The organism is Streptomyces sp. NBC_00691 (genome assembly GCF_036226665.1).
In the GTDB taxonomy this organism is placed as follows: Bacteria; Actinomycetota; Actinomycetes; order Streptomycetales; family Streptomycetaceae; genus Streptomyces.
The window spans coordinates 6,916,215-6,935,590 of sequence record NZ_CP109007.1 but is presented as its reverse complement, the minus strand read 5'-3'; the positions used below and the strand labels follow the sequence as shown (position 1 = coordinate 6,935,590).

Genomic DNA, 19,376 nt, shown 5'->3' with positions numbered 1-19,376 from the left:
TCACTCCTTCTCGGCGGGCTCGTGGGCCCGCGGGTGGTTTTCCAGGATCAGGTGGCCGACGGCGGTGTTGGACGCGGGCACGTGGTAGAAGCGGTGCATGACCTCGATCTCGCCGCTCGCGTCGACGTCGCTCATCGCCCCGCGGGCGATCAGCCACATGACCAGCTCGATGCCTTCCGAGCCGGCCTCCTCCACGTACTCCAGGTGAGGCACCCGTGACAGGCCGGCCGGGTCGGCGATCAGCCGGTCGAGGAACGCGTTGTCCCATTCCCGGTTGATGAGTCCCGCGCGCGGGCCCTGCAACTGGTGGCTCATGCCGCCGGTGCCCCACACCTGGACGTTCAGCGGCCTGTCGTAGGACTCGATCGCCCTGCGCAGCGCCTGGCCGAGGCTGAAGCACCTGGCGCCGGAGGGCACCGGGTACTGCACCACGTTGACGTGGAACGGGATCACCTTGCACGGCCACCTCTCGACGTCGCCGAACATCAGCGACAGCGGGACGGTCAGGCCGTGGTCGACGGTCATCTCGTTGACGAGAGTGAGGTCGAAGTCGTCCCTGATGAGCGAGTGCGCGATGTGCGCGGCCAGGTCGGGGTCGCTCTCGACGCCGGGGACGGGGCGGGGCCCGTACCCCTCGTCGGCGGTGGGGTACGCCGCGCCGGTGCCGAGCACGAACGTCGGGATCAACGACTGGTCGAACGAGCTGGCGTGGTCGTTGTAGACCAGGAAGACGACGTCGGGGACGTTCTCCCGCTCCCACCGCCTGGAGAACTCGTACCCCTCGAAGACCGGCTTCCAGTACGGCTCGCCGGTCTTCCCGAGGTCCATCGCCGCGCCGATCGCCGGCACGTGCGAGGTGAAGACCGCACTGGTGATGGTGGCGTGCCCGGCCGGGGCCCGGTCGGCGTACGCCGCGTCGAGGACGGCCTGGTCGATGCGGTTGCCCTCGACGGAGCGGCCGCCGCCGGCCATCATGTCGCGGTACTCCTGCTCGGTCATCCCGGTCATGGAACCCGCCATCTGCTGGAACGACAGTCCCAGCGTCGCCCCCCACTTGGCGAGGAAGTAGATGTTGCCCCCCTCGCGCATCGCCGCGTTGAGGTCGCGGGCGAGGAGTGCCTGCTTCTGTTCCTCCCGGAGCGGCCACGCGTCCAGGTAGGCACGTTCGTCGGCGAGGTAGAGCTCCCGGTTCTCCGCCGTCATCAGAGACATGCAGAACTGGTTGAGGTGGTAGCCCTTGGCGGACTGCTCGGCGTCGAAGACGGTGGTTCCCGGAACCAGTCTGTACGTCTTGTCCAGTGTCATGGCCGGACTCCCATCGTGAGGCGGATCAGTCGGCTTCGGGCCAGTACAGGCGCATCGGGTTGTCGACGAGCAGCTTGCGTCGCAGCTCCGGGGTCGGCGCGATGTCCGGGACGAAGTCGACCAGCAGACCGTCGTCGGGCATGTGGTTCGTCAGGTTGGGGTGGGGCCAGTCGGTGCCCCACAGCACCCGGTCCGGGAACTCCTCGGCCACCCGTCGGGCGAAGGGGACGACATCGCGGTACGCCGCCCGCTCGCCGTCGAGGGCCGGCGGACCGCTCTCGGACAGCCGCTCCGGGCACGAGAGCTTGCACCATATGTCCGGCTTCGCCCGCATGAAGTCCAGGAACGCCTCGAACTCCGGGCCGTCCGGGTCCTTGGTGACATCGGGCCGGCCCATGTGGTCGACGACCAGCGGCACGGGGAGCGAGAGGAAGAAGTCGCGCAGGTCGGCGAGGTCGGCCGCCTCGAAGTAGACGACGACGTGCCAGCCGTAGGGAGCGATGCGCTCGACGACGTCCCGGAGTTCCTGACGGGGAGCGGCTTCGACGAGCCGCTGGACGAAGTTGAACCGCACACCGCGGACACCGGCGTCGTGCAGCTCCCGCAGCTCCGCGTCCGGGATTCCCGGCCGTACGGTGGCGACGCCCCGGGCCAGGCCGTCCGAGGCCCGCAGGGCGTCGACCATGGCGCTGTTGTCGGCGCCGTGGCAGGTCGCCTGGACCACGACGTTACGGGCGAAGCCCAGGTGGTCGCGCAGGTGGAAGAGCCGGCTCTTGGGCGCGTCGCACGGGGTGTACTTCCGTTCGGGGGCGAAGGGGAACTCCGCTCCCGGGCCGAAGACGTGGCAGTGCGCGTCGACCGCGCCCTCGGGCAGCCGGAACCGTGGCCGGCTCGGGACCGGGTGCCAGTCCAGCCAGCCGGGGGTCTTCTCGAAGTGCGTCATCGTCAGTCCTCGTACCGCAGGCCGAGCTCGGCCAGCGGGCCTCGCATGTCGTAGACGTCCAGGCCGAGTTGGCCGGCGCGGAACCGCGCGCGTCTGCCCTCCTCGGCGGCCTCCCGCGCGGCCGCGGTCGCGGCGACGACGGCGGCGCGCTCGCGCGGCACGACGACGACACCGTCGGCGTCCGCCACCACGACGTCGCCGGGCCGGACCAGGGCGTTGCCGCAGACCACCGGCACGTTGACCGAGCCGAGGGTGGCCTTGACCGTGCCCTTGGCATGGATCGCGCGCGAGAAGACGGGGAAGTCCATCCGCTCCAGGTCGGCCACATCGCGCACGCCGCCGTCGATGACCAGGCCCTGGCATCCCCGGGCGCGGAACGAGGTGGCGAGCAACTCGCCGAAGAAGCCGTCCTCGCTCTCGGTCGTGCAGGCCGCGACCACGACGTCACCCTCCCGGATCTGCTCGGCGGCGACGTGCAGCATCCAGTTGTCGCCGGGCTGCAGCAGGACGGTCACCGCCGTGCCGCACATACGGGCCTTCGGGTAGACGGGACGCAGGTAGGGCCGCATCAACCCGGCCCGGCCCATGGCCTCGTGGATCGTCGCCACGCCGTACGCCGACAGCGCGGCGACCGCCTCGGGGTCGGCGCGGGTGACCGCCGTTCGGACGATGCCGATCTCGGTGTGTTCCATGTGCTCTTCTCCTTGCCGGGTGGTGGCCGGTCAGCGGCGCGCGGCCGCGAGGCGCGCGGCGAGCCGGGGGTGGACGCGCAAGGCGTTGCCGGAGTAGACGGCGGCACGCTGCTCGTCCGAGAGGTTCGCGGTGGCCTCGACGTACCGCTTGGTGTCGTCGAAGTGGTGGCCCGTGTGCGGATCGATGTCGCGGACGGCGCCGATCATCTCGCTGGCGAACAGGACGGACCGGCTGGGAATCACGCGCGTCAGCAGGTCGATGCCCGGCTGGTGGTAGACGCAGGTGTCGAAGAGGACGTTGTCCAGGAGCGCCTCCGGGTCCGGCTTGCCGAGCGCCATCGCCAGGCCGCGGAACCGGCCCCAGTGGTAGGGCACGGCACCGCCGCCGTGCGGGATCACGAACCTCAGCGTCGGGAAGTCGGCGAACAGGTCGCCCTGGACCAGCTGCATGAACGCCGTCGTGTCGGCGTTGAGGTAGTGGGCGCCGGTGGTGTGGAAGGCCGGGTTGCACGAGGTACTGACGTGGATCATGGCGGGGACGTCGTACTCGGCCATCGCCTCGTAGAGCGGGTACCAGCTGCGGTCGGTCAGCGGCGGCGCGGTCCAGGCGCCGCCCGACGGGTCGGGGTTCAGGTTGACCGTCACCGCGCCGAGCTCCTCGACCGCGCGGCGCAGCTCCGGCAGGCAGGTCGCGGGATCGACGCCCGGGGACTGCGGCAGCATCGCGCCCATCGCGAATCGGTCGGGGTGGAGGGTGCTGACGCGGTGGACCAGGTCGTTGCAGATCCGCGCCCAGTCCGAGGAGACGGCGAAGTCGCCGATGTGGTGCGCCATGAAGCTGGCCCGCGGCGAGAAGACCGTCAGGTCGATGCCGCGCTCGTCCATGAGCCGCAGCTGATTTCCCTCGACCGCCTCGCGCAGGTCGTCGTCGCTGATGACGAGGTCGTCGGGATCGGGTGCGTCACCGGATCCGGCCGCCGCCGTCTGCCGCCGGCGCCACTGCGCCAACTGCGGCGGGGCGGTGGTGAAATGACCGTGGCAGTCGATGATCATGCGTACTCCCAGTGCTCGTCGGGGTCAGTTCCCGGGGCGGGTGGGCCAGCCCGTGTACTGCTCGGCGAGATAGCCGCGCCCGGCGCGCGTCCCCACCACGTTGTCCAGCTCGCCGAGTTGACGACGCAGGTCGTACGGTGTGCCACCGGGCTCGGTGTGCAGCAGCCGCGTCATCCAGTACGAGAAGTTCTGCGCCCGCCAGACCCGCTGGAGGGCGCGCGACTGGTACTCCTCCAGCGCCGCCTCGCCCGCGTCGCCGAGCGCCCGGAGCATGACCTCGGCAAGCACCTTCACGTCGTGCAGCGCGAGGTTGAGGCCGCGTGCGCCGGTGGGCGGTACGGTGTGCGCCGCGTCGCCCGCCAGAACCATGGAGCCCCAGCGCATCGGCTGCTGCACGAACGAGCGGAATCGCAGCACCGTCTTCTCGGTGATCGTCCCCTCCTTGAGCCGGAAGCCGTCGTGGCCGGCCACCCGGGCCTGGAGCGTCTCCCAGATGCGGTCGTCCGACCAGGCGTCGACGGACTCGTCGGGGCCGCACTGGAAGTACATCCGCTGCACGGTCTCGGTGCGCTGGCTGATCAGCGCGAACCCGTGCTCGGAGTGGGCGTAGACCAGTTCGGGCGCGCTCATGGGCGCCTCGGCCAGGATGCCGAACCAGGCGAAGGGGTACTCCTTGCCGTAGCGCACCCGCCGGTCCTCGGGCATCAGATCGCGGCACATGCTGCGCGAACCGTCCGCGCCGACGACGTAGCGGGCCCGGATCTCGTGGCGGGCCCCGTCGGGCGAGGTGTAGCGGACACGCGGGGCGTCGGTCGTGATGTCGAGGACCTCTGTGTCCCGGATGCCGAAGTGGACCGTGCCGCCGTCCCGGTCCCGGGCGTTCGCCAGGTCGACGAAGACGTCGGTCTGCGGGTAGAGCCAGACCGACGCGCCGACCAGCTCCTGGAAGTCGATGCGGTGCGGCCGGCCGTCGACCCGGAGTTCGACGCCCGCGTGCTCATGACCGTCGCGCAGGATCCGGTCGGAGACGCCGGTGTCGACCAGGTCACGGGCCACATCGGCCTCGAGGATCCCGGCCCGCTGCGTCGTCTCGATCTCGTGCCTCGTACGGGTGTCGATGACGATCGTCTCGACACCCGCGCGACCGAGCAGGTGCGCCAGCATCAGGCCCGCCGGCCCGGCGCCGATGACCGCGACGGGAACCGAGGCGATGGTGTCGACGGTGGTGCCGGCCATGGCGTCTCCTCAACGACTGCGAACGTTCCGAGCACCCGAACGTTGACAGCCGATGGCACGACCGGTCGCCGGCGTTTCCGTCAGGCGGAAGCCGCTCCGGACGTCAGACCGTCGTGCGGGTGCGCCGTCCGAGCTCGTCGGAGATCCCGTGCGCGGCCCGCAGCAGGGGCTCGCGCAGCCTGCCCGCACGACTCGCGTCCCGTGCCGTGAAGACGACCCCCAGCACGGCGCTGACGGGGCCGGTCCTGCCGATGCGTACCGGCGTGGCCACGGCGACCGTGGTCTCCGAGAGCTGCCGGTCACTGACGAAGACCTGCTCACGCCGGATGCGGTCCAACTGCGTGCGCAAGGTCCGGGGGTCGGTGACGGTGTGCGGGGTCCAGGCCCGCAGCGGCGCTTCGAGGACCTCCTCCTGCACGTCCCGCGGCGCGTGCGCCAGCAGCACCCGGCCCATCCCGGTGGAGCTGACGGGGAATCGGCTCCCGACCATCGTCAGCAGCTCCACCGACCGGTGCCCGGCGATCCGCTCGACGAACACCAGCTCGCTGCCCTCGCGCACCGCGAGCTGGATGTTCTCGTGGGTCACCTCGTAGAGGTCCTGCATGAACGGCAGGGCCACATCGCGCAGGATCTGGGTGCGAGGACAGCCCGAGGCGATCTCCCAGAGCCTCAGCCCGACGTGCCACGACCCGTCCTCACCGCGTTCCAGCGCTCCCCAGGCGGCCAGTTCGGTGACCACCCGGTGCGCGGTGCTCAGGGCCAGTCCCGTGCGCTGGGCGATCTCCGACAAGGTCTGCGACGGGTGCTCGCGGTCGAAGGCCGCGAGCACATCCAGGACTTTTCCTGCCGCTGTACTACGGGGTGCGCTCACCCGGCCAGTCTCACAGACGGGCCTGGACGTGCTCGCGTCGAGCCGCCCGGCGTCTAGCCGCCCGACGGGGCGTCGTATCATCTGCCGGACCTTTGCGTACCGACCACCGGACGTTACCCAGGGAGCGACGTGGAACGAGAGATCGTCGGACTGTCCTCGATGGCGACGCGGTCGATCCTGGCCGAGGTCTGCGGATCCATCCGGCTCACACACGGGATCGAGGTGCGCTTCGAGTCCGCCGGCGGGGTCGAGATCGCACGCCGGGTCCGCGAGGGCGCCGAGGCCGACCTGGTGGTTCTCGCCGCCGGAGCACTCGCCGCGCTGGAGGGACAAGGACACCTCGTGGCGGGCACGGCACGCCCGCTCTGGATCTCCCAGGTGGTCGCCGCCGTCCCGGCGGGAGCGCCGGTTCCGGAACTCGACTCCGAATCCGACCTGCGGGCAGCGCTGCTGTCGGCGAAGACGATCGCCTACTCCACCGGTCCCAGCGGGACGGCGCTCGTCGACCTGATCAGCCGGATGACGCTCACCGATACGCTCGCGGACCGGCTCGTCCAGGCACCGCCGGGGGTGCCCGCCGGCAGCCTGCTGTCGTCCGGCCACGCGGATCTGGCTTTCCAGCAGCACAGTGAGCTGATGGACCTGCCGGGCGTCGTCGTGGCCGGCCCGCTGCCGGGCGACACCGCGATCAGTTCGACGTTCAGCGCAGGCGTACTGGCCACCTCGACCGCGCCGGGCCCCGCTCGCGAGGTCCTCGACCTCCTGGGCTCCGACGCGGCATCGAGGACCGCCCGCGCCAGAGGCATGCGGACGCCCGAGGACTCCCCGACCGGAGACACTGTCACCGGCACGGCGTGAAGGAACGGCGGGGCAGCGGCGGGTGACGGGACGATACCCGGGCGGTCGAGTGCGCCGATCCTTCGCCGGCGCAATCGGCCGATCCCCGAGAACGAGTCGAGGGGCCGTTTCAGATCGCTCTGAAACGGCCCCTCGATCTACGACTTCGAAAAGTCGGGACGACAGGATTTGAACCTGCGACCCCTTGACCCCCAGTCAAGTGCGCTACCAAGCTGCGCCACGTCCCGTTGCCCGTCTGACCTGGGGTTTCCCCCGGCTGGACGCGCATGAGAACAATACCGCACTTTCCCCGGTGGTCACGAACCCTTTCCCGCACCCGGAGACAGGTGTACGGGCGGAGCGGTGCGGTCACCCTGCGTGACGCGTTCGTGCGCCAGGGGAGCCCACCGCCCGGCCCCCGAAGGGGCGCGAAGGGGGGATCCGGAGGCGCCGAGGGCGCGCCACCCCGGCGGGAAGGGGGGCGGAAGGGTTCCGGAATGTCGCTTCTTTGGGGATGAAGGTGCTCATGTGGCGAGGGGGGTGCTCTCATGGCCATATGCCCGCGGCTTGGTTGCCCCCGGCATGTGGCAGAAAGAAGCCCCCACGAATTGCCCGGCGGAACTGGCCCAGCAGGCCAAGACCACACGAAACATAGTCCGAATCAATCGTCAACCGTTCGGGTTTCGGACAAATATCGTGGCGATATTGATCCCTCCCAGAAAGATCAACACCATGAAGCGGTCGGCCTGTTCGGGACGGGACCACTGCCGATGCACCACCTGACCGGACAACCGGCCAGGCGATTCGCAGGGGAGAGGCACTCGCATGGACAGCTACTTCAGCAGTCGCCTGCATCATCGGCTCAGGGAGACGGTCCGGGAGTTCGCGGAGCGTGAGGTTCGACCGCTGATAGCCGAGATGGAGGCGTCCCGTACCGTCCACCACGAACTGTCCCGGCTGATCGCCGAACAGGGCTGGCTAGGGGCGACTATCAGCCAGGAGTACGGCGGCATGGGCGCCGGCCACCTGGCCAAGACGATCATCATCGAGGAGTTGTCCCGGGTCAGCGGCGCCATGGGCGCCATGGTCCAGGCCTCCCAGCTGGGCACGGCCAAGATCGTCCACTTCGGCAGCGACGAGCAGCGCAAGACCTGGCTGCCGGCGATCGCCGCGGGCGAGTGCCTGCCGACCATCGCGGTCACCGAGCCCGAGTCCGGTGGACACGTCCTCGGGATGAGCGCCAGCGCGGTACGGGACGGCGACGACTACATCCTCAACGGCAGCAAGGTCTACGTCGGCAACAGCCACGTCGGCGATCTCCATGGAGTCGTGGTCAGGACCGGTCCCGGCTCGAAGGGCCTCACCGCTTTCCTGGTCGAATCCGATCGCCCGGGGTTCAGGACCGGTCCGCAGCAGGAGGCCATGGGGCTCCACGGCTTCAGCTTCGGCGAGCTGATCTTCGAGAACTGCCGGGTTCCGGCAGCCAACCGCCTCGGCGACGAGGGTGACGGCCTCTCCGTCGCGTACTCCTCCAGCGTCCTCTACGGCAGGGCCAACCTCACCGCCGTCTCGCTCGGCATCCACCAGGCGATCCTGGAGGAGACCACCCGCTTCGCCTCCGAGCGCATCCGGTACGGCAAGCCGCTCCACGACCTCCCCACGGTCAAGCTCAAGCTGGGCCAGATGCAGTCCCGTCTCATGACCGCCCGGCTGGCCGCGTACCACGCCGTGCACCTGCTCGACCAGGGGCTTTCCTGCGACACCGAGCTGATGAACGCCAAGCTCGTCAATGTGGAGTCGGCGATCGACTCCGGTCGCAACGCGATGGAGATCCACGCCGCCGCCGGCCTCTTCACGGACCGAGCCATCGAGCGGTACCTCCGTGACGCGCACCACATCTTCGCCCCGGCCGGCACCTCCGACATCCAGCTCCTGCGGCTGGCCGAGGTCGCCCTCGGCCAGGACAAGGGCAGCTGGTCGGAGCGGCTCTCCGAGCTGGTCCGCACACCGGACCTCGAGCCCCTCCACGCCTGACCGCCCGGGCCCACCCCTGCGGGCCCACGCGTTCCCGTCATGCCGGGAGCCCCGGTACGGCCGTCGCCGTACCGGGGCTCCCGGCATGTCGTCAGGGGACGGCGGTCAGAACATGCCGTCCTCACGACGGTTGATCTGCTCCATCAGTTCGGCCGCCATCGCCTTGATCGTCTCGAGTCCGGCGCGCCCCCACGGCCGGACGTCGGTGTCGACCACGCAGATGGTGCCGAGCGCCACACCGGTGCGGTCTATCAACGGCGCGCCCATGTAGGAGCGGATGCCGATCTCGTCCACGACCGGGTTGCCCGCGAAGCGCGGGTAGTCGCAGACGTCCTCCAGGACGAGCGCCTTGCGGCGCACCACGACGTGCGGGCAGTAGCCGTGGTCGCGGGCCATGAAGCGGCCGACGCCGCCGGCACCCGCGGCGGCCGCGCCCAGGTCGCTGCCCGAGTGGGTGCCCTCGGGGGTGTGCAGCCCTGCGAAGAACTGCCGGTTCTCGTCGATGAAGTTGACCATCGAGAACGGGGCTCCGGTCACGTCCGCGAGCCGGTGGGCGAACTCGTCGAACGCCGGCTCCGGCCGCTCCCCGAGACCGAGTTCGCGCAGCCGCTGCACACGGGCCGGCGCATCCTTGTCGATGGGGGTCAGCAGGAGGTGACCGGTGGGGTCGTACGTCATGGCGTGGCTCCGTAGCTCGGCACGGCGGCCGGGATGGTGGTGAGCAGATGCTGGACGAGGGTCAGCAGGGTGCGGATGCCGGAGCTGGAGATGCGGGCGTCGCAGAGGACGACCGGCACCTCCGGCTTGAGGTCGAGCGCGGCCCGCACCTCGTCCGGCTCGTAGCGGAAGGAGCCGTCGAACTCGTTGACCGCCACGACGAACTGGATGCCGCGCCGTTCGAAGAAGTCCACGGCGGAGAAGCACTCCTGGAGCCGTCGGGTGTCGGCCAGGACGACCGCCCCGAGCGCGCCCTCGGAGAGTTCGTCCCACATGAACCAGAAGCGCTCCTGGCCGGGGGTGCCGAAGAGGTAGAGGACATGCCGGTCGTCGAGCGTGATGCGGCCGAAGTCCATCGCCACGGTGGTCGTGGTCTTCGACTCCACGCCCTCCAGGCTGTCGGTGGCGGCGCTGACCGAGGTGAGCAGTTCTTCGGTGCTCAGCGGTTCGATCTCGCTGACCGCGCCCACGAGCGTCGTCTTGCCCACGCCGAAGCCGCCCGCCACCAGGATCTTGAGCGCGGTGGGGAACGGGTCGGACGCGAAACTGTCGTGGCGCTCAGAGCCGTTGTCGTAGGCCATCGAGCACTGCCTCCAGCAAGGAACGGTCGGTTGGATTGGCGTGGAACCGGGGAGCGCGGGCGGTGAGAGCCCCGCAGTCCACGAGGTCGGAGAGCAGGACCTTGGTCACCACGGCGGGGAGCCGTAAGTGCGCCGCGATCTCGGCCACCGAGGTGGGCCCGTCGCACAGCCCGAGGGCCAGGCTGTGCTCCGGACCCATATGGGTCTGGGGTGACGATCCGGTCGCCATCACCATGGACAGCAGGTCCAGTGCGGTGGTCGGCTTGGTCCGGCCGCCGCTGACGGTGTACGGGCGGATCAGCCGGCCGGCCGCGTCGTCGAGCCAGGGCCCTTCCTGGGGGGTCGTCACGTTCACTGGCCGATGCCGCCCACCGCTCCGGCTGCCTGCCGGGCGGGGGTGACCAGGTACGGCCGGACGCTCTTGACGAGCATCGCCATCTCGTACCCGAGGACCGCGGCGTCCGCCTCGCGGCCCGCCAGCACCGCCAGGCAGGTGCCGGAGCCCGCGGTGGACACGAACAGGAGGGTGGAGTCGAGCTCCACGACCACCTGCCGCACCTCGCCGCCGTCGCCGAACCGGGCGCCCGCGCTGCGGCCGAGGGAGTACAGGCCGGAGGCGAGGGCGGCCATGTGGTCGGCGGCGTCGGGGTCGAGGCCGTGGACGGATTTCACGAGGCCGTCGGAGGAGAGCAGAACGGCGTTGCGGGTGTACGGGACCCGCTGGACCAGTCCGCTCAGCAGCCAGTCGAGGTCCGAGGAATGGCCGGGGGGCACATTGCTCGCCATGGTGTCTACTCCTTGTGCGCGTCGCCTGGACGCAGCGATTCATGGGGGGCGGGCTGGGACTCTGCGAGACCGATGCCGCGCTGGAACGCGGCCATCAAGCCGGGGTCGTGCAGGGCGTGTTCCTCGGGCTTGCGGGCCACCGGCTCGTCGCGCAGCTGCGGGACGATGTGCTCCTGGGCGCGCCGCTTGGGGAGCACGGGCCGGCCGTTGTCCTCGGGTGCCGGGGGGAGCGGCGAGAGGAGCGAGGCGGGCGGGCCCGAGTGGCCGGCCGCGGCGGGCCGCGGCGGTGCCGCGGACGGCCGGCCGGAGTCCGCGTAGCCGTGGGACCGCTCGGTGGTACGGGGGTAGGCGAGCGGGTCGTGGGCCGGGGCCGCCTCGTGGCGGACGGCGGTCCGCTCCGGGGAGGGAACGGAGTGCGGTGCGGGTCCGGTGGTGGCCGTCGTGTTCATGGCCGCGGGCACGGGCGCCTGGGGGTGGGCCGGTGCCGGGGCGGTCATGGGCGCCGGCAAGGGAGCCGCGGCCGGTACGGGGACCGGGGGCGCGGGCTGCGACGGCACGTGCGGCTGCGCCGTCGGCTGGGGCTGCATCTGCACCTGGTTCGGCGGGACCGCGGAGGATCCGGCGGTCGCGGCGGCCTGGCGCTCGTGCTGGGCGAGGCCCTCGGGGTCGGCTCCGAGGAGGCCCTGCGGGAGCACGAGAACGGCCTGCACGCCGCCGTAGATGTTGGACTGGAGTCGTACGGCGATGCCGTGACGGCGGGCGAGGGCCGAGACGACGAAGAGTCCGATGCGGCCGTCCTGGAGCAGATGCGCCACGTTGACCTGGTCGGGGTCGGCGAGCAGGGCGTTCATCTTGTTCTGCTCGGTGACGGGCATGCCGAGACCGCGGTCCTCCACCTCGATCGCCAGACCGGCCGTGACGTACTGCGCGCGCAGCAGCACCGTGGTGTGCGGCGCGGAGAACAGCGTGGCGTTCTCGACGAGTTCGGCGAGGAGGTGGATGACGTCGGCCACGGCGTGGCCCCGGAGCGTGCCGTCGATCGGGGGTACGAGCTTGACCCGCGGGTACTGCTCGACCTCGGCGATGGAGGAACGCAGCACCTCGGTCATGGTGACCGGGTTCGACCACTGGCGACGGGAGATGGCGCCACCGAGCACGGCGAGGTTCTCGGCGTGCCGGCGGATGCGGGTGGCCAGGTGGTCGACGTGGAACAGGCCCTTGAGCAGCTCCGGGTCCTCGACCTCGTTCTCCAGCTCGTCGAGGAGCTGGATCTCGCGGTGGACCAGGGACTGGAGGCGCCGGGCGAGGTTGACGAAGACCTCGACCTTCTGTTCGTTGCCGACGCTGCTGGAGAGCCGGGAGGCCTGCACGACGGCTGCCACGGCGGCCTCGTGAGAACGCGTCAGCTCCTGCGAGAGCAGGTCGAATTCATCGCCGGACGCGGTGCCGGTCGGCAGCGCGGGGCGGGGCGGAAGGCCCTCTCCCCTGCGCAACTGTTCGATGATCGTCTGCAGTTCGTTCTGGCCGCGGGCGCTGGTGCGGCGCAGGGCGTTGCAGCGGTCGAGCACCGCTTTGGCGGCCCGGTCCGCGCCGAGCGCGGCGGCCGTCACGGAGGCCACCGTGATCGCGGCTGCGCCGGTGAGCGCGGCCCAGAGGCCGGGCGTCGGGGTGGCGCCGGTGGAACGGATGGTGAAGAGCACGGCCGCGGCCCCGCCCAGTGCGACCGCGACGGCGGGAAGCACGGAGGTGCGGAGGAGTTGGGGGCGTATACGGGCTTCCATGGTGTGCGACGCGGGGGGCTGCGTCGGGGGGTTGCTACCGGTACCGGGGGCGGGGCGGGCGCCTGACCGGCCGTGCCGCCCGCCCTCGCGTCGATCGGACCGCGAGGCGGGTGCGCGAAGTTGAGACATGAGTGTCCTTGGTACGTACGTGCCCAGGAATCGGCGTACTGCGGGTGAGCTACGGGGGTGGACTACGGGGGGGGTGTTGCCGGGGTGGTTCACGGGGTGTGAAACATGCGTTCTAAGAGCCTACCGATGATCACCAACCACACACTGTAGTCGTCAACCGTTCATGTGCGGTGCGCAGTTGGCAAACTTACCCGTAGACCGGCCCGCTCTGGTATCGCCCCTGGCCTGACCGGCCGAGAAGCTTCGGCCGAAACTCGACGTCGCGACGCGGAGGGGGCGTTGAGCGCCGGGAACGGAAGAGGGCGGAGGCGTTCTCACGCCTCCGCCCTCTGCGGAAATGCTCCCCGACCGGAATCCCGGGAGGGGTACGGACCGCCCGGTCCGCTCGTGGCCTCAGGGCGTCCGTGCCGCCTCGGGCGTACCCCGGCCGCTGTCCGTGCCGGGTTCGCCGGAGGTGTGCTGCGCGTCCGCGCCGGTGTTCGCGACCGTGTTTGCGTCCGCTTTCCCGTGCGACACGCCGGTGAGCGAACCGTCACCGTCGGTGAGAGCCGGCACCGGCCAGCCCTCGGAGGGAACGCGGGCGACCGCCCGCCACCAGGGCTTGTCGGGCACCTGTTCGGCGCCCGGCTCGAAGGGCTCGCCCGGGATGGGCAGGGCGATGCGCTGGGCGACTCCGGCGGCGGACTCGACGGTGCCCTCCCCCGGTTCGGCCCACGGGTGCGGGGCGAGGTTGAAGGTGCCCCAGTGGATCGGCAGCATCACGCCGGCGGGCCCGCCGCCCTGGAGGTCCAGGTGTGCCCGCATGCCCTCGGCGGGGGTCATGTGGATGTCGGTCCAGAAATCCGAGTAGGCGCCGATCTGGATCATCGTGGCGTCGAAGGGGCCGTGGGCCGCGCCGATGTCCTTGAATCCGGAGAAGTATCCGGTGTCCCCGCTGTGGAAGATCCGGTGGGAGGGGCCCGTCACGGCCCAGGATGCCCAGAGCGTCATCTGCCGGTTGCGCAGTCCGCGGCCGCAGAAGTGCCGGGCCGGGGTGGCCGTGAGCCGCAGCTCGCCGATCTCGGTGGACTCGTTCCAGTCCAGCTCGCGCAGCCGGGAGGCGGGCACCCCCCAGCGCTCCAGATGGGCGCCGACGCCCAGCGGCACCGCGAAGACGGTGTCGGTGGTGGCGAGCTCCTTGATCGTCGGCAGGTCGAGGTGGTCGTAGTGGTCGTGCGAGATCACGACGACGTCGACCGGGCCCAGGGCCGCGAGCGGCGCGGGCACCGGGTGGAGCCGCTTGGGGCCGGCGAAGGGGAAGGGGGAGCAGCGCTCGCCCCAGACGGGGTCGAAGAGGACCCGGTGGCCGTCGATCTCGGCGAGGACGCCGGAGTGTCCCATCCAGGTCAGGCGCAGCCCGGTGGCCGGGGGCCTGGCCAGGTCGGCGACCGTGGTGGGGTGGACCGGGATCGTGCCGGTGGGGGCGCGGCGCGAACGGCCTTCCTTGTCGAAGTACATCTTGGCGAACTCGACACTGGAACCCGACGGGCCGCGTCGGGCGGTTTCGGGGTTCTGGAAGATCCCGTCCGCGAAGTTCGGCGAGCGGTGGATACGGGCGAGGCGCTCGCCCGTGGGGTCCGCGCCGAAGGACTCGGGGCGCAGCGCGCGCAGCCGGGCCCGTGGCGAACGGTCGGAGCCGGTACCGGTCACAGGACCTCCTGATCTCTGGGGGTCGTTCCATTATGGGCGGCCCGCGCCCCGAACGGTCGGGACGGTCAGCCATACTGAACCGTCATTCAGTACATCCAGGCGGTCGCACCGGCCTCCGCCGCCCCGTACGGCAGCGGCCTCCGCCCCGTACGGCACCTGTCCTGTCCGCCCCTCCCGAGGAGATGCCCGATGAGTTCCGCCCCTCTGCTTTCCGTCGGCTGGACCGACCACGTGACCGGTCGCCGGGGCCATCTGGTGGTCGACCGTCTGGTGCGCGGGGTGGCCAGCGGCGGCCTGCGGATGCGGGAGGGCTGCACGGTCGAGGAGGTCACCGGGCTCGCCCGCGGGATGACCATGAAGGAGGCCCTGCACTACGACCCGAAGGCCCGGTACGTGCCACTGGGCGGTGCCAAGGGCGGCATCGACTGCGACCCCCGCTCCCCCGAGGCGTACGGCGTCCTCGTGCGCTATCTGCGGGCGATGCGGCCGTACGTCGAGCGGTTCTGGACCACCGGTGAGGACCTGGGCCTCACCCAGGACCTGGTGGACCGCGCCGTGGCCGAGGCGGGCCTGGTCTCCTCGGTGCAGGCCGTGTACCCGCTCCTGGACGACGAGGCGGCGGCCCGCGAGCGGCTCGCCGACGCCTTCGCGATCGAGGTCGACGGCATCGGTCTCGACGAGCTGGTCGGCGGTCTCGGGGTCGCCGAGTCGGTCCTCACCGCCCTCGACCGGGCCGACCGGGGCTACGCGGGGACCCGCGTGTCGGTGCAGGGGCTCGGCACGATGGGCGGGGCGACCGCCCGGTTCCTGGCCCGCGCCGGGCTGCGGGTGGTGGCCGTGGCCGACGTCCTGGGCACGATCGTGAACCCGGACGGCCTCGACGTCGAGGCGCTGCTCGCCGCCCGGGACGGCCACGGCGCCGTCGACCGCGCCGCGCTGCGGCCCGGCGACCGCGAGGAGCCCGGGGACGCCTGGCTCGCGGTCGAGGCGGAGGTGCTGGTCCCGGCGGCCGTCTCGTACGCGATCGACGCCGGGAACCAGGGCCGGATCACGGCCCGCTGGATCGCCGAGGCGGCGAACATGCCGGTGCTGCCCGAGGCCGAGGAGGCCCTCGCCGCGCGCGGGGTCACGGTGCTGCCCGACGTGGTCGTGAACTCGTGCACGAACGCCTGGTGGTGGTGGACGCTCTTCGGCGACATCGAGGCCGACGCCGACCAGGCCTTCGCCCGGGTGCGCGGGGCCATGCGGACGCTCGTCGACGGGATCCTCGACCGGGCCGAGGCGGGCGACACGAGCCCGCGCGCCGCGGCGCACGCGCTGGTGGACGAGCGGCTGCCGCAGATCGCCGAACGCTACGGCTGGTACTGAACCGCCGCCGCCCCGTCATCACGCACGATCATGCCCGCGTCACGTGCTGTGTAAGGTGCGTGACGTGGCAAGAGTGCGGTTGAGCGTGGCCGAGCGGCGGGAGGAGCTGCTGCGGGCCGCCGTCGAGCAGATCGAGGCGCGCGGGGTCGCGGCCGTCCGGATCGCCGACGTGGCCTCGGCACTCGGCGTGAGCAACGCCCTGGTGCTCTACCACTTCTCGTCCAAGGAGAAGCTGGTCGCGGCGGCCTTCGCGCACGCCGCCGAGGGCGACCTCGCCCACTTGCGCCGGCTCCTCGGGCGCCGTTCCAGCGCCGTACGCCGCCTCAGGGCCGCCGTCCGCTGGTACGCGCCGACCGGACAGGCCAAGGGCTGGCGGCTGTGGATCGAGGGCTGGGCGGCCTCCCTGCGCGACCCGGAGCTGCGCCGGGTCTCCGCCTCCCTCGACCAGGAGTGGAAGGCGGCGCTGACCCGGGTGATCGCGGAGGGGGCCGAGGCCGGCGAGTTCCGCTGCGCGGACCCGGCGGCCGCCGCCTGGCGGCTCACCGCCTTCCTGGACGGCCTCGCCGTCCAGACGACGGCCTACGCCGGCTCCCTCTCCCGCACCGCGATGCTGCGCTGGGCCGACGCCGCCCTCGCCCGCGAGCTGGACCTGCCGGACGAGGGCGAGGACGAGGACGAGGCCCAGGACGCGCAAGGCGGCAACGGCAAGGACAGCGGCGTCGGCGAGGACACGGGAACGGCCGGGGGCGGGGACGCGACGCCCTCGGGCCCCTGACCACCGGCCGGGGCTGCGCACCTCCGGGCCTCCCCACCGGGTCACGGTCAGCTCGAAGACCGCCTCCCCATCAGGTCACACCAGCTCGAAGACCGCCGAGACGGTGACCTGCTCCTCGATCTCGCCGGGTGCCATCGGGACGCTCGCCTCGTCGTGGGCGACTCCGGGCGCGGCGCCGGGGCCGGGGCGCGCGGACTCTCCTTCGCTGAGCGAGACGAGGCGGCCGAGCTGGTGGCCGCTGAGCCGGGCGTGCTGCGCCGCCTTGTCGTACGCGTCCCGGTAGGCGGCCTCGCGGGCCTTCGCCCGCAGGCCCGACGGGTCGGCGACGTCGAAGACGACACCGTTGATCCGGCCGGAGTCGCCGGTCGCGTCGTTGACCGCGCCGATGACCTGGCCGGCCCTGTCGATCTCCCTGACCTTCACCGAGAAGGACTGCCCCGCCTGGTAGCCGGTCACCTTGCTCTCGCCCGCGGCGTTCTGCGTGTAGACCGGGGACAGTGTGAGGCTGTCCGTACGGATGTCCCGCTCGGCGATGCCCTGCTTGTCCAGCACGACGAGAAGGGCCTCGGCGGCGGTGTTCTGCGCGGCCATCGCCTCCTTCGCCGTCGCGCGGCCGGCCTCGACCCCGATGGAGAGGATCGCCAGGTCGGGCGCCGCGGACGCGCGGCCGGACCCGCTGACGGTGACCGTGGCGGGCGCCTCAGCCAGGGCGGTACGCGGGGCCGTCCGCCCGGGCGCGGCGGCCAGGGCGGGCGCCGCGGTGCCGACGAGCAGCCCGCCGAGCACGGCGGTGGCGGCGAGCAGACGGGCGGTACGGACGGCGCTTGGCCGGCGGATCGTCACAGGCGGTCCCTTCGAGGCTGGGTGCCGGGGCTCCGGCGGGCACATCCCAGCACCCGCCACCGCCGCCCCCCGTGCGCCACTCCCGTCCACCGGCGCCCTTCACCTCTCCGTACCAGTCGCGTCCGCGCACGGCCGGGCCGCCGCTGACGGCCGTCCCTGCCGGGCCGTCCGCTCAGGTCTGCACGAGCGGCTCGTACGCCTCGGGGCGCAGCCCGAAGGTCCACGCGACGCCCTCCCGCGCGGTCCGGGTCGTGGGCGGGACCCGGAGCCAGTACGTGCGGTGGCTGCCGTCCGGTTCGGGCGTCGAGTTGACCACCTCGACCATCACCACGTCCTCGTCGTCGGCCAGCTCGATCCGCCACAGGACGCCGGTCTCGTCACGGTGCTCGTGCCGTGCGCCCGAGGCGGCGAGGTAGCGGTCGTAGCCGTGGTACTCCAGCATCACGCGCCGCAGTTCGGCGTTCTCCTCGTCCCGTATCCGCTCCGGGGTCAGGCCGGCGAGACCCGCGAGGAAGTCGGCGGGCACGGTCATCCCCCGCCAGGCGTACAGGGCGAAGCCGTCGGCGAAGGCCAGCGCGGGGCCGTCGCCCCGGTCGAGCCGTCCGGCCTCGTCACGGTGCAGCTCGACGGGCCGCTCGCAGACCACCGTGACGTTCTCGTACGGCCACCACCAGCCCGCCTGTCCGGCGACGGCGGCGAGGCCCTCGAGGCGGTCCCCGTGACCGTCGAAAGCGGCGAGCCAGGCCGCGTCGTGCTGCCCGAGCACCGCGTCGAGCAGCACGAGCCGCACGGCGGTCGCCTCCCGCCCGGAAGCCGCCGGCCCGGCGGCCCCGTCTCCCCCGGCGGCGGTCTCGTCCGGTCCGTCCGGGCCGGCGGCGGCCTCGGTCACCCCGGCCCGTATCCGGTCGGCCAGGCTCCGGGTGAGGTCCCAGAGGTGGGCCCCCGTCGCCTGCCAGTGGGCCGCCCAGCCCGCCGGTCCGAGGTCGTCGTGGAGTCGGCGCCGCTCCTCGGCCCACGGGCGGGTGCGCACCTCGTCCCGGACCGAACGGCCCCGGCCGTCCAGTCCCCGTACGAGGGCGACGGCCGCGAGCGGCGAGTCAGCCCAGAGCACGCGCTCGGGTGCCGCGAGGCCCGCCGTGCGGTAGGCGAGCCGGACCCCCGCCTCGGCGGCGGCGCGGTCGGCGGGGCCGGTGGCCGCCGCGACGGACCGCCATCTGTCCCGCGCGGTGATGTGGTGCGTGTCGGCGTGGTTCATGTGCAAGCCCCCAGGTCTCTCTCGGTCAGTCCGCGACGATCCGGTACGCCCCGGGCACGTACTCCCGCTGGCGCACCACCCGGTACCAGCCCTTGGGCAGCGGTATCGGGGCGTGCTCCTCGTGCACCACCCGGCCGCCCTCGGGCAGTTCGAGCAGCAGCGGGCCGAAGGGCCCGGGCTCCCGGACGAGTCGGCCGGGCCCGGGGATCGCGTGGGCGTGCCCGGTGACCTCGCCGAGGGCCAGGACCAGCCGGCCCCGGGCGTCCCTCGGCTCACCCGCCGCCGCCCTCACCCGCTCCGGAACGGCCGTCTCCGTGACGGGCGCGATCAGCACGTCTCCCTGCCGGTACATGGCTCTCCCCTCCCCGTTCGGCGCGGTACGGCCGAACACGGGAACGACGCTAGAGGCCGGGTCTGACAATCGGCCCCGGACTCCTCGCGGGCCCACCCGGCGGAGGGCGTTGTCGGTGCGGCTTGGTAC

19 protein-coding genes and 1 tRNA gene are annotated in these 19,376 nt (G+C 72.0%); 4 read left to right on the top strand and 16 right to left on the bottom strand.

Features of this window, described 5'->3' with window-relative positions; translation table 11 throughout:
• The 6 genes from ligA to OG392_RS31135 all read right to left on the bottom strand — a co-directional run bounded on the left by ligA (position 1) and on the right by OG392_RS31135 (position 6,100).
• Complete coding sequence (gene ligA / locus OG392_RS31160) at positions 1-1,305, bottom strand: protocatechuate 4,5-dioxygenase subunit alpha (RefSeq protein WP_329284952.1); 1,305 nt, start codon at positions 1,303-1,305, stop codon at positions 1-3.
• A gap of 25 nt (positions 1,306-1,330) precedes the next feature.
• Entirely contained in the window at positions 1,331-2,248 is a 918-nt protein-coding gene (locus OG392_RS31155) for an amidohydrolase family protein (protein ID WP_329284950.1), read from the bottom strand.
• A 2-nt stretch (positions 2,249-2,250) separates the two neighbouring features.
• Complete coding sequence (ligK, locus tag OG392_RS31150) at positions 2,251-2,940, bottom strand: 4-carboxy-4-hydroxy-2-oxoadipate aldolase/oxaloacetate decarboxylase (protein WP_329284948.1); 690 nt, start codon at positions 2,938-2,940, stop codon at positions 2,251-2,253.
• A 30-nt stretch (positions 2,941-2,970) separates the two neighbouring features.
• Positions 2,971-3,993: an amidohydrolase family protein gene (locus tag OG392_RS31145; RefSeq protein ID WP_329284947.1), complete on the bottom strand. Its 1,023-nt coding sequence runs from the start codon at positions 3,991-3,993 to the stop codon at positions 2,971-2,973.
• 24 nt (positions 3,994-4,017) lie between these two features.
• Positions 4,018-5,229: a 4-hydroxybenzoate 3-monooxygenase gene (locus OG392_RS31140; RefSeq protein ID WP_329284946.1), complete on the bottom strand. Its 1,212-nt coding sequence runs from the start codon at positions 5,227-5,229 to the stop codon at positions 4,018-4,020.
• Between the two features lie 103 nt (positions 5,230-5,332).
• Complete coding sequence (locus tag OG392_RS31135) at positions 5,333-6,100, bottom strand: IclR family transcriptional regulator (protein WP_329284945.1); 768 nt, start codon at positions 6,098-6,100, stop codon at positions 5,333-5,335.
• A 129-nt stretch (positions 6,101-6,229) separates the two neighbouring features.
• Between OG392_RS31135 and OG392_RS31130 the strand changes: the two genes are divergently transcribed.
• Complete coding sequence (locus OG392_RS31130; protein WP_329284944.1) at positions 6,230-6,958, top strand: substrate-binding domain-containing protein; 729 nt, start codon at positions 6,230-6,232, stop codon at positions 6,956-6,958.
• A 153-nt stretch (positions 6,959-7,111) separates the two neighbouring features.
• Here the strand turns inward: OG392_RS31130 and OG392_RS31125 are convergent.
• Positions 7,112-7,185: transfer RNA gene (locus OG392_RS31125), tRNA-Pro, on the bottom strand.
• 577 nt (positions 7,186-7,762) lie between these two features.
• Here OG392_RS31125 and OG392_RS31120 point away from each other — a divergent pair.
• Positions 7,763-8,971 (top strand): acyl-CoA dehydrogenase family protein, encoded by a 1,209-nt coding sequence (locus tag OG392_RS31120; RefSeq protein ID WP_329284943.1) that lies wholly within the window; start codon positions 7,763-7,765, stop codon positions 8,969-8,971.
• Positions 8,972-9,076: 105 nt separating this feature from the next.
• Here OG392_RS31120 and OG392_RS31115 read toward each other — a convergent pair whose 3' ends face one another.
• The 6 genes from OG392_RS31115 to OG392_RS31090 all read right to left on the bottom strand — a co-directional run bounded on the left by OG392_RS31115 (position 9,077) and on the right by OG392_RS31090 (position 14,654).
• A complete protein-coding gene (locus tag OG392_RS31115) occupies positions 9,077-9,649 on the bottom strand; it encodes a GAF domain-containing protein (protein ID WP_318209652.1) in 573 nt (190 codons plus the stop codon).
• Positions 9,646-10,269, bottom strand: coding sequence for a GTP-binding protein (locus OG392_RS31110; protein ID WP_329284942.1), 624 nt, complete (start codon positions 10,267-10,269; stop codon positions 9,646-9,648). The genes OG392_RS31115 and OG392_RS31110 overlap by 4 nt, the downstream gene beginning before the upstream one ends.
• Positions 10,247-10,618, bottom strand: coding sequence for a DUF742 domain-containing protein (locus OG392_RS31105; protein WP_037637413.1), 372 nt, complete (start codon positions 10,616-10,618; stop codon positions 10,247-10,249). The genes OG392_RS31110 and OG392_RS31105 overlap by 23 nt, the downstream gene beginning before the upstream one ends.
• Positions 10,619-10,620: 2 nt before the next feature.
• A complete protein-coding gene (locus tag OG392_RS31100; protein WP_329284940.1) occupies positions 10,621-11,055 on the bottom strand; it encodes a roadblock/LC7 domain-containing protein in 435 nt (144 codons plus the stop codon).
• Positions 11,056-11,060: 5 nt separating this feature from the next.
• Entirely contained in the window at positions 11,061-12,965 is a 1,905-nt protein-coding gene (locus tag OG392_RS31095; RefSeq protein ID WP_329284938.1) for a sensor histidine kinase, read from the bottom strand.
• A gap of 393 nt (positions 12,966-13,358) precedes the next feature.
• Entirely contained in the window at positions 13,359-14,654 is a 1,296-nt protein-coding gene (locus tag OG392_RS31090; protein WP_329284935.1) for an MBL fold metallo-hydrolase, read from the bottom strand.
• 189 nt (positions 14,655-14,843) lie between these two features.
• Between OG392_RS31090 and OG392_RS31085 the strand changes: the two genes are divergently transcribed.
• Complete coding sequence (locus OG392_RS31085) at positions 14,844-16,022, top strand: Glu/Leu/Phe/Val dehydrogenase dimerization domain-containing protein (RefSeq protein ID WP_329284934.1); 1,179 nt, start codon at positions 14,844-14,846, stop codon at positions 16,020-16,022.
• 64 nt (positions 16,023-16,086) lie between these two features.
• The gene (locus tag OG392_RS31080) at positions 16,087-16,797 is read left to right on the top strand and encodes a TetR/AcrR family transcriptional regulator (protein WP_329284933.1); all 711 of its coding nucleotides are present in this window, start codon (positions 16,087-16,089) and stop codon (positions 16,795-16,797) included.
• Positions 16,798-16,872: 75 nt separating this feature from the next.
• Here the strand turns inward: OG392_RS31080 and OG392_RS31075 are convergent, their stop codons facing one another.
• The 3 genes from OG392_RS31075 to OG392_RS31065 form a co-directional block, all read right to left on the bottom strand.
• Positions 16,873-17,640, bottom strand: a complete 768-nt coding sequence (locus OG392_RS31075) for an SIMPL domain-containing protein (RefSeq protein ID WP_329284931.1) — start codon at positions 17,638-17,640, stop codon at positions 16,873-16,875.
• Between the two features lie 172 nt (positions 17,641-17,812).
• Entirely contained in the window at positions 17,813-18,895 is a 1,083-nt protein-coding gene (locus OG392_RS31070) for a DUF6745 domain-containing protein (protein WP_443054945.1), read from the bottom strand.
• A gap of 25 nt (positions 18,896-18,920) precedes the next feature.
• On the bottom strand, positions 18,921-19,247 hold the full coding sequence (locus OG392_RS31065; protein WP_329284930.1) for a hypothetical protein: 327 nt from the start codon (positions 19,245-19,247) through the stop codon (positions 18,921-18,923).
• Positions 19,248-19,376 lie beyond the last annotated feature (129 nt).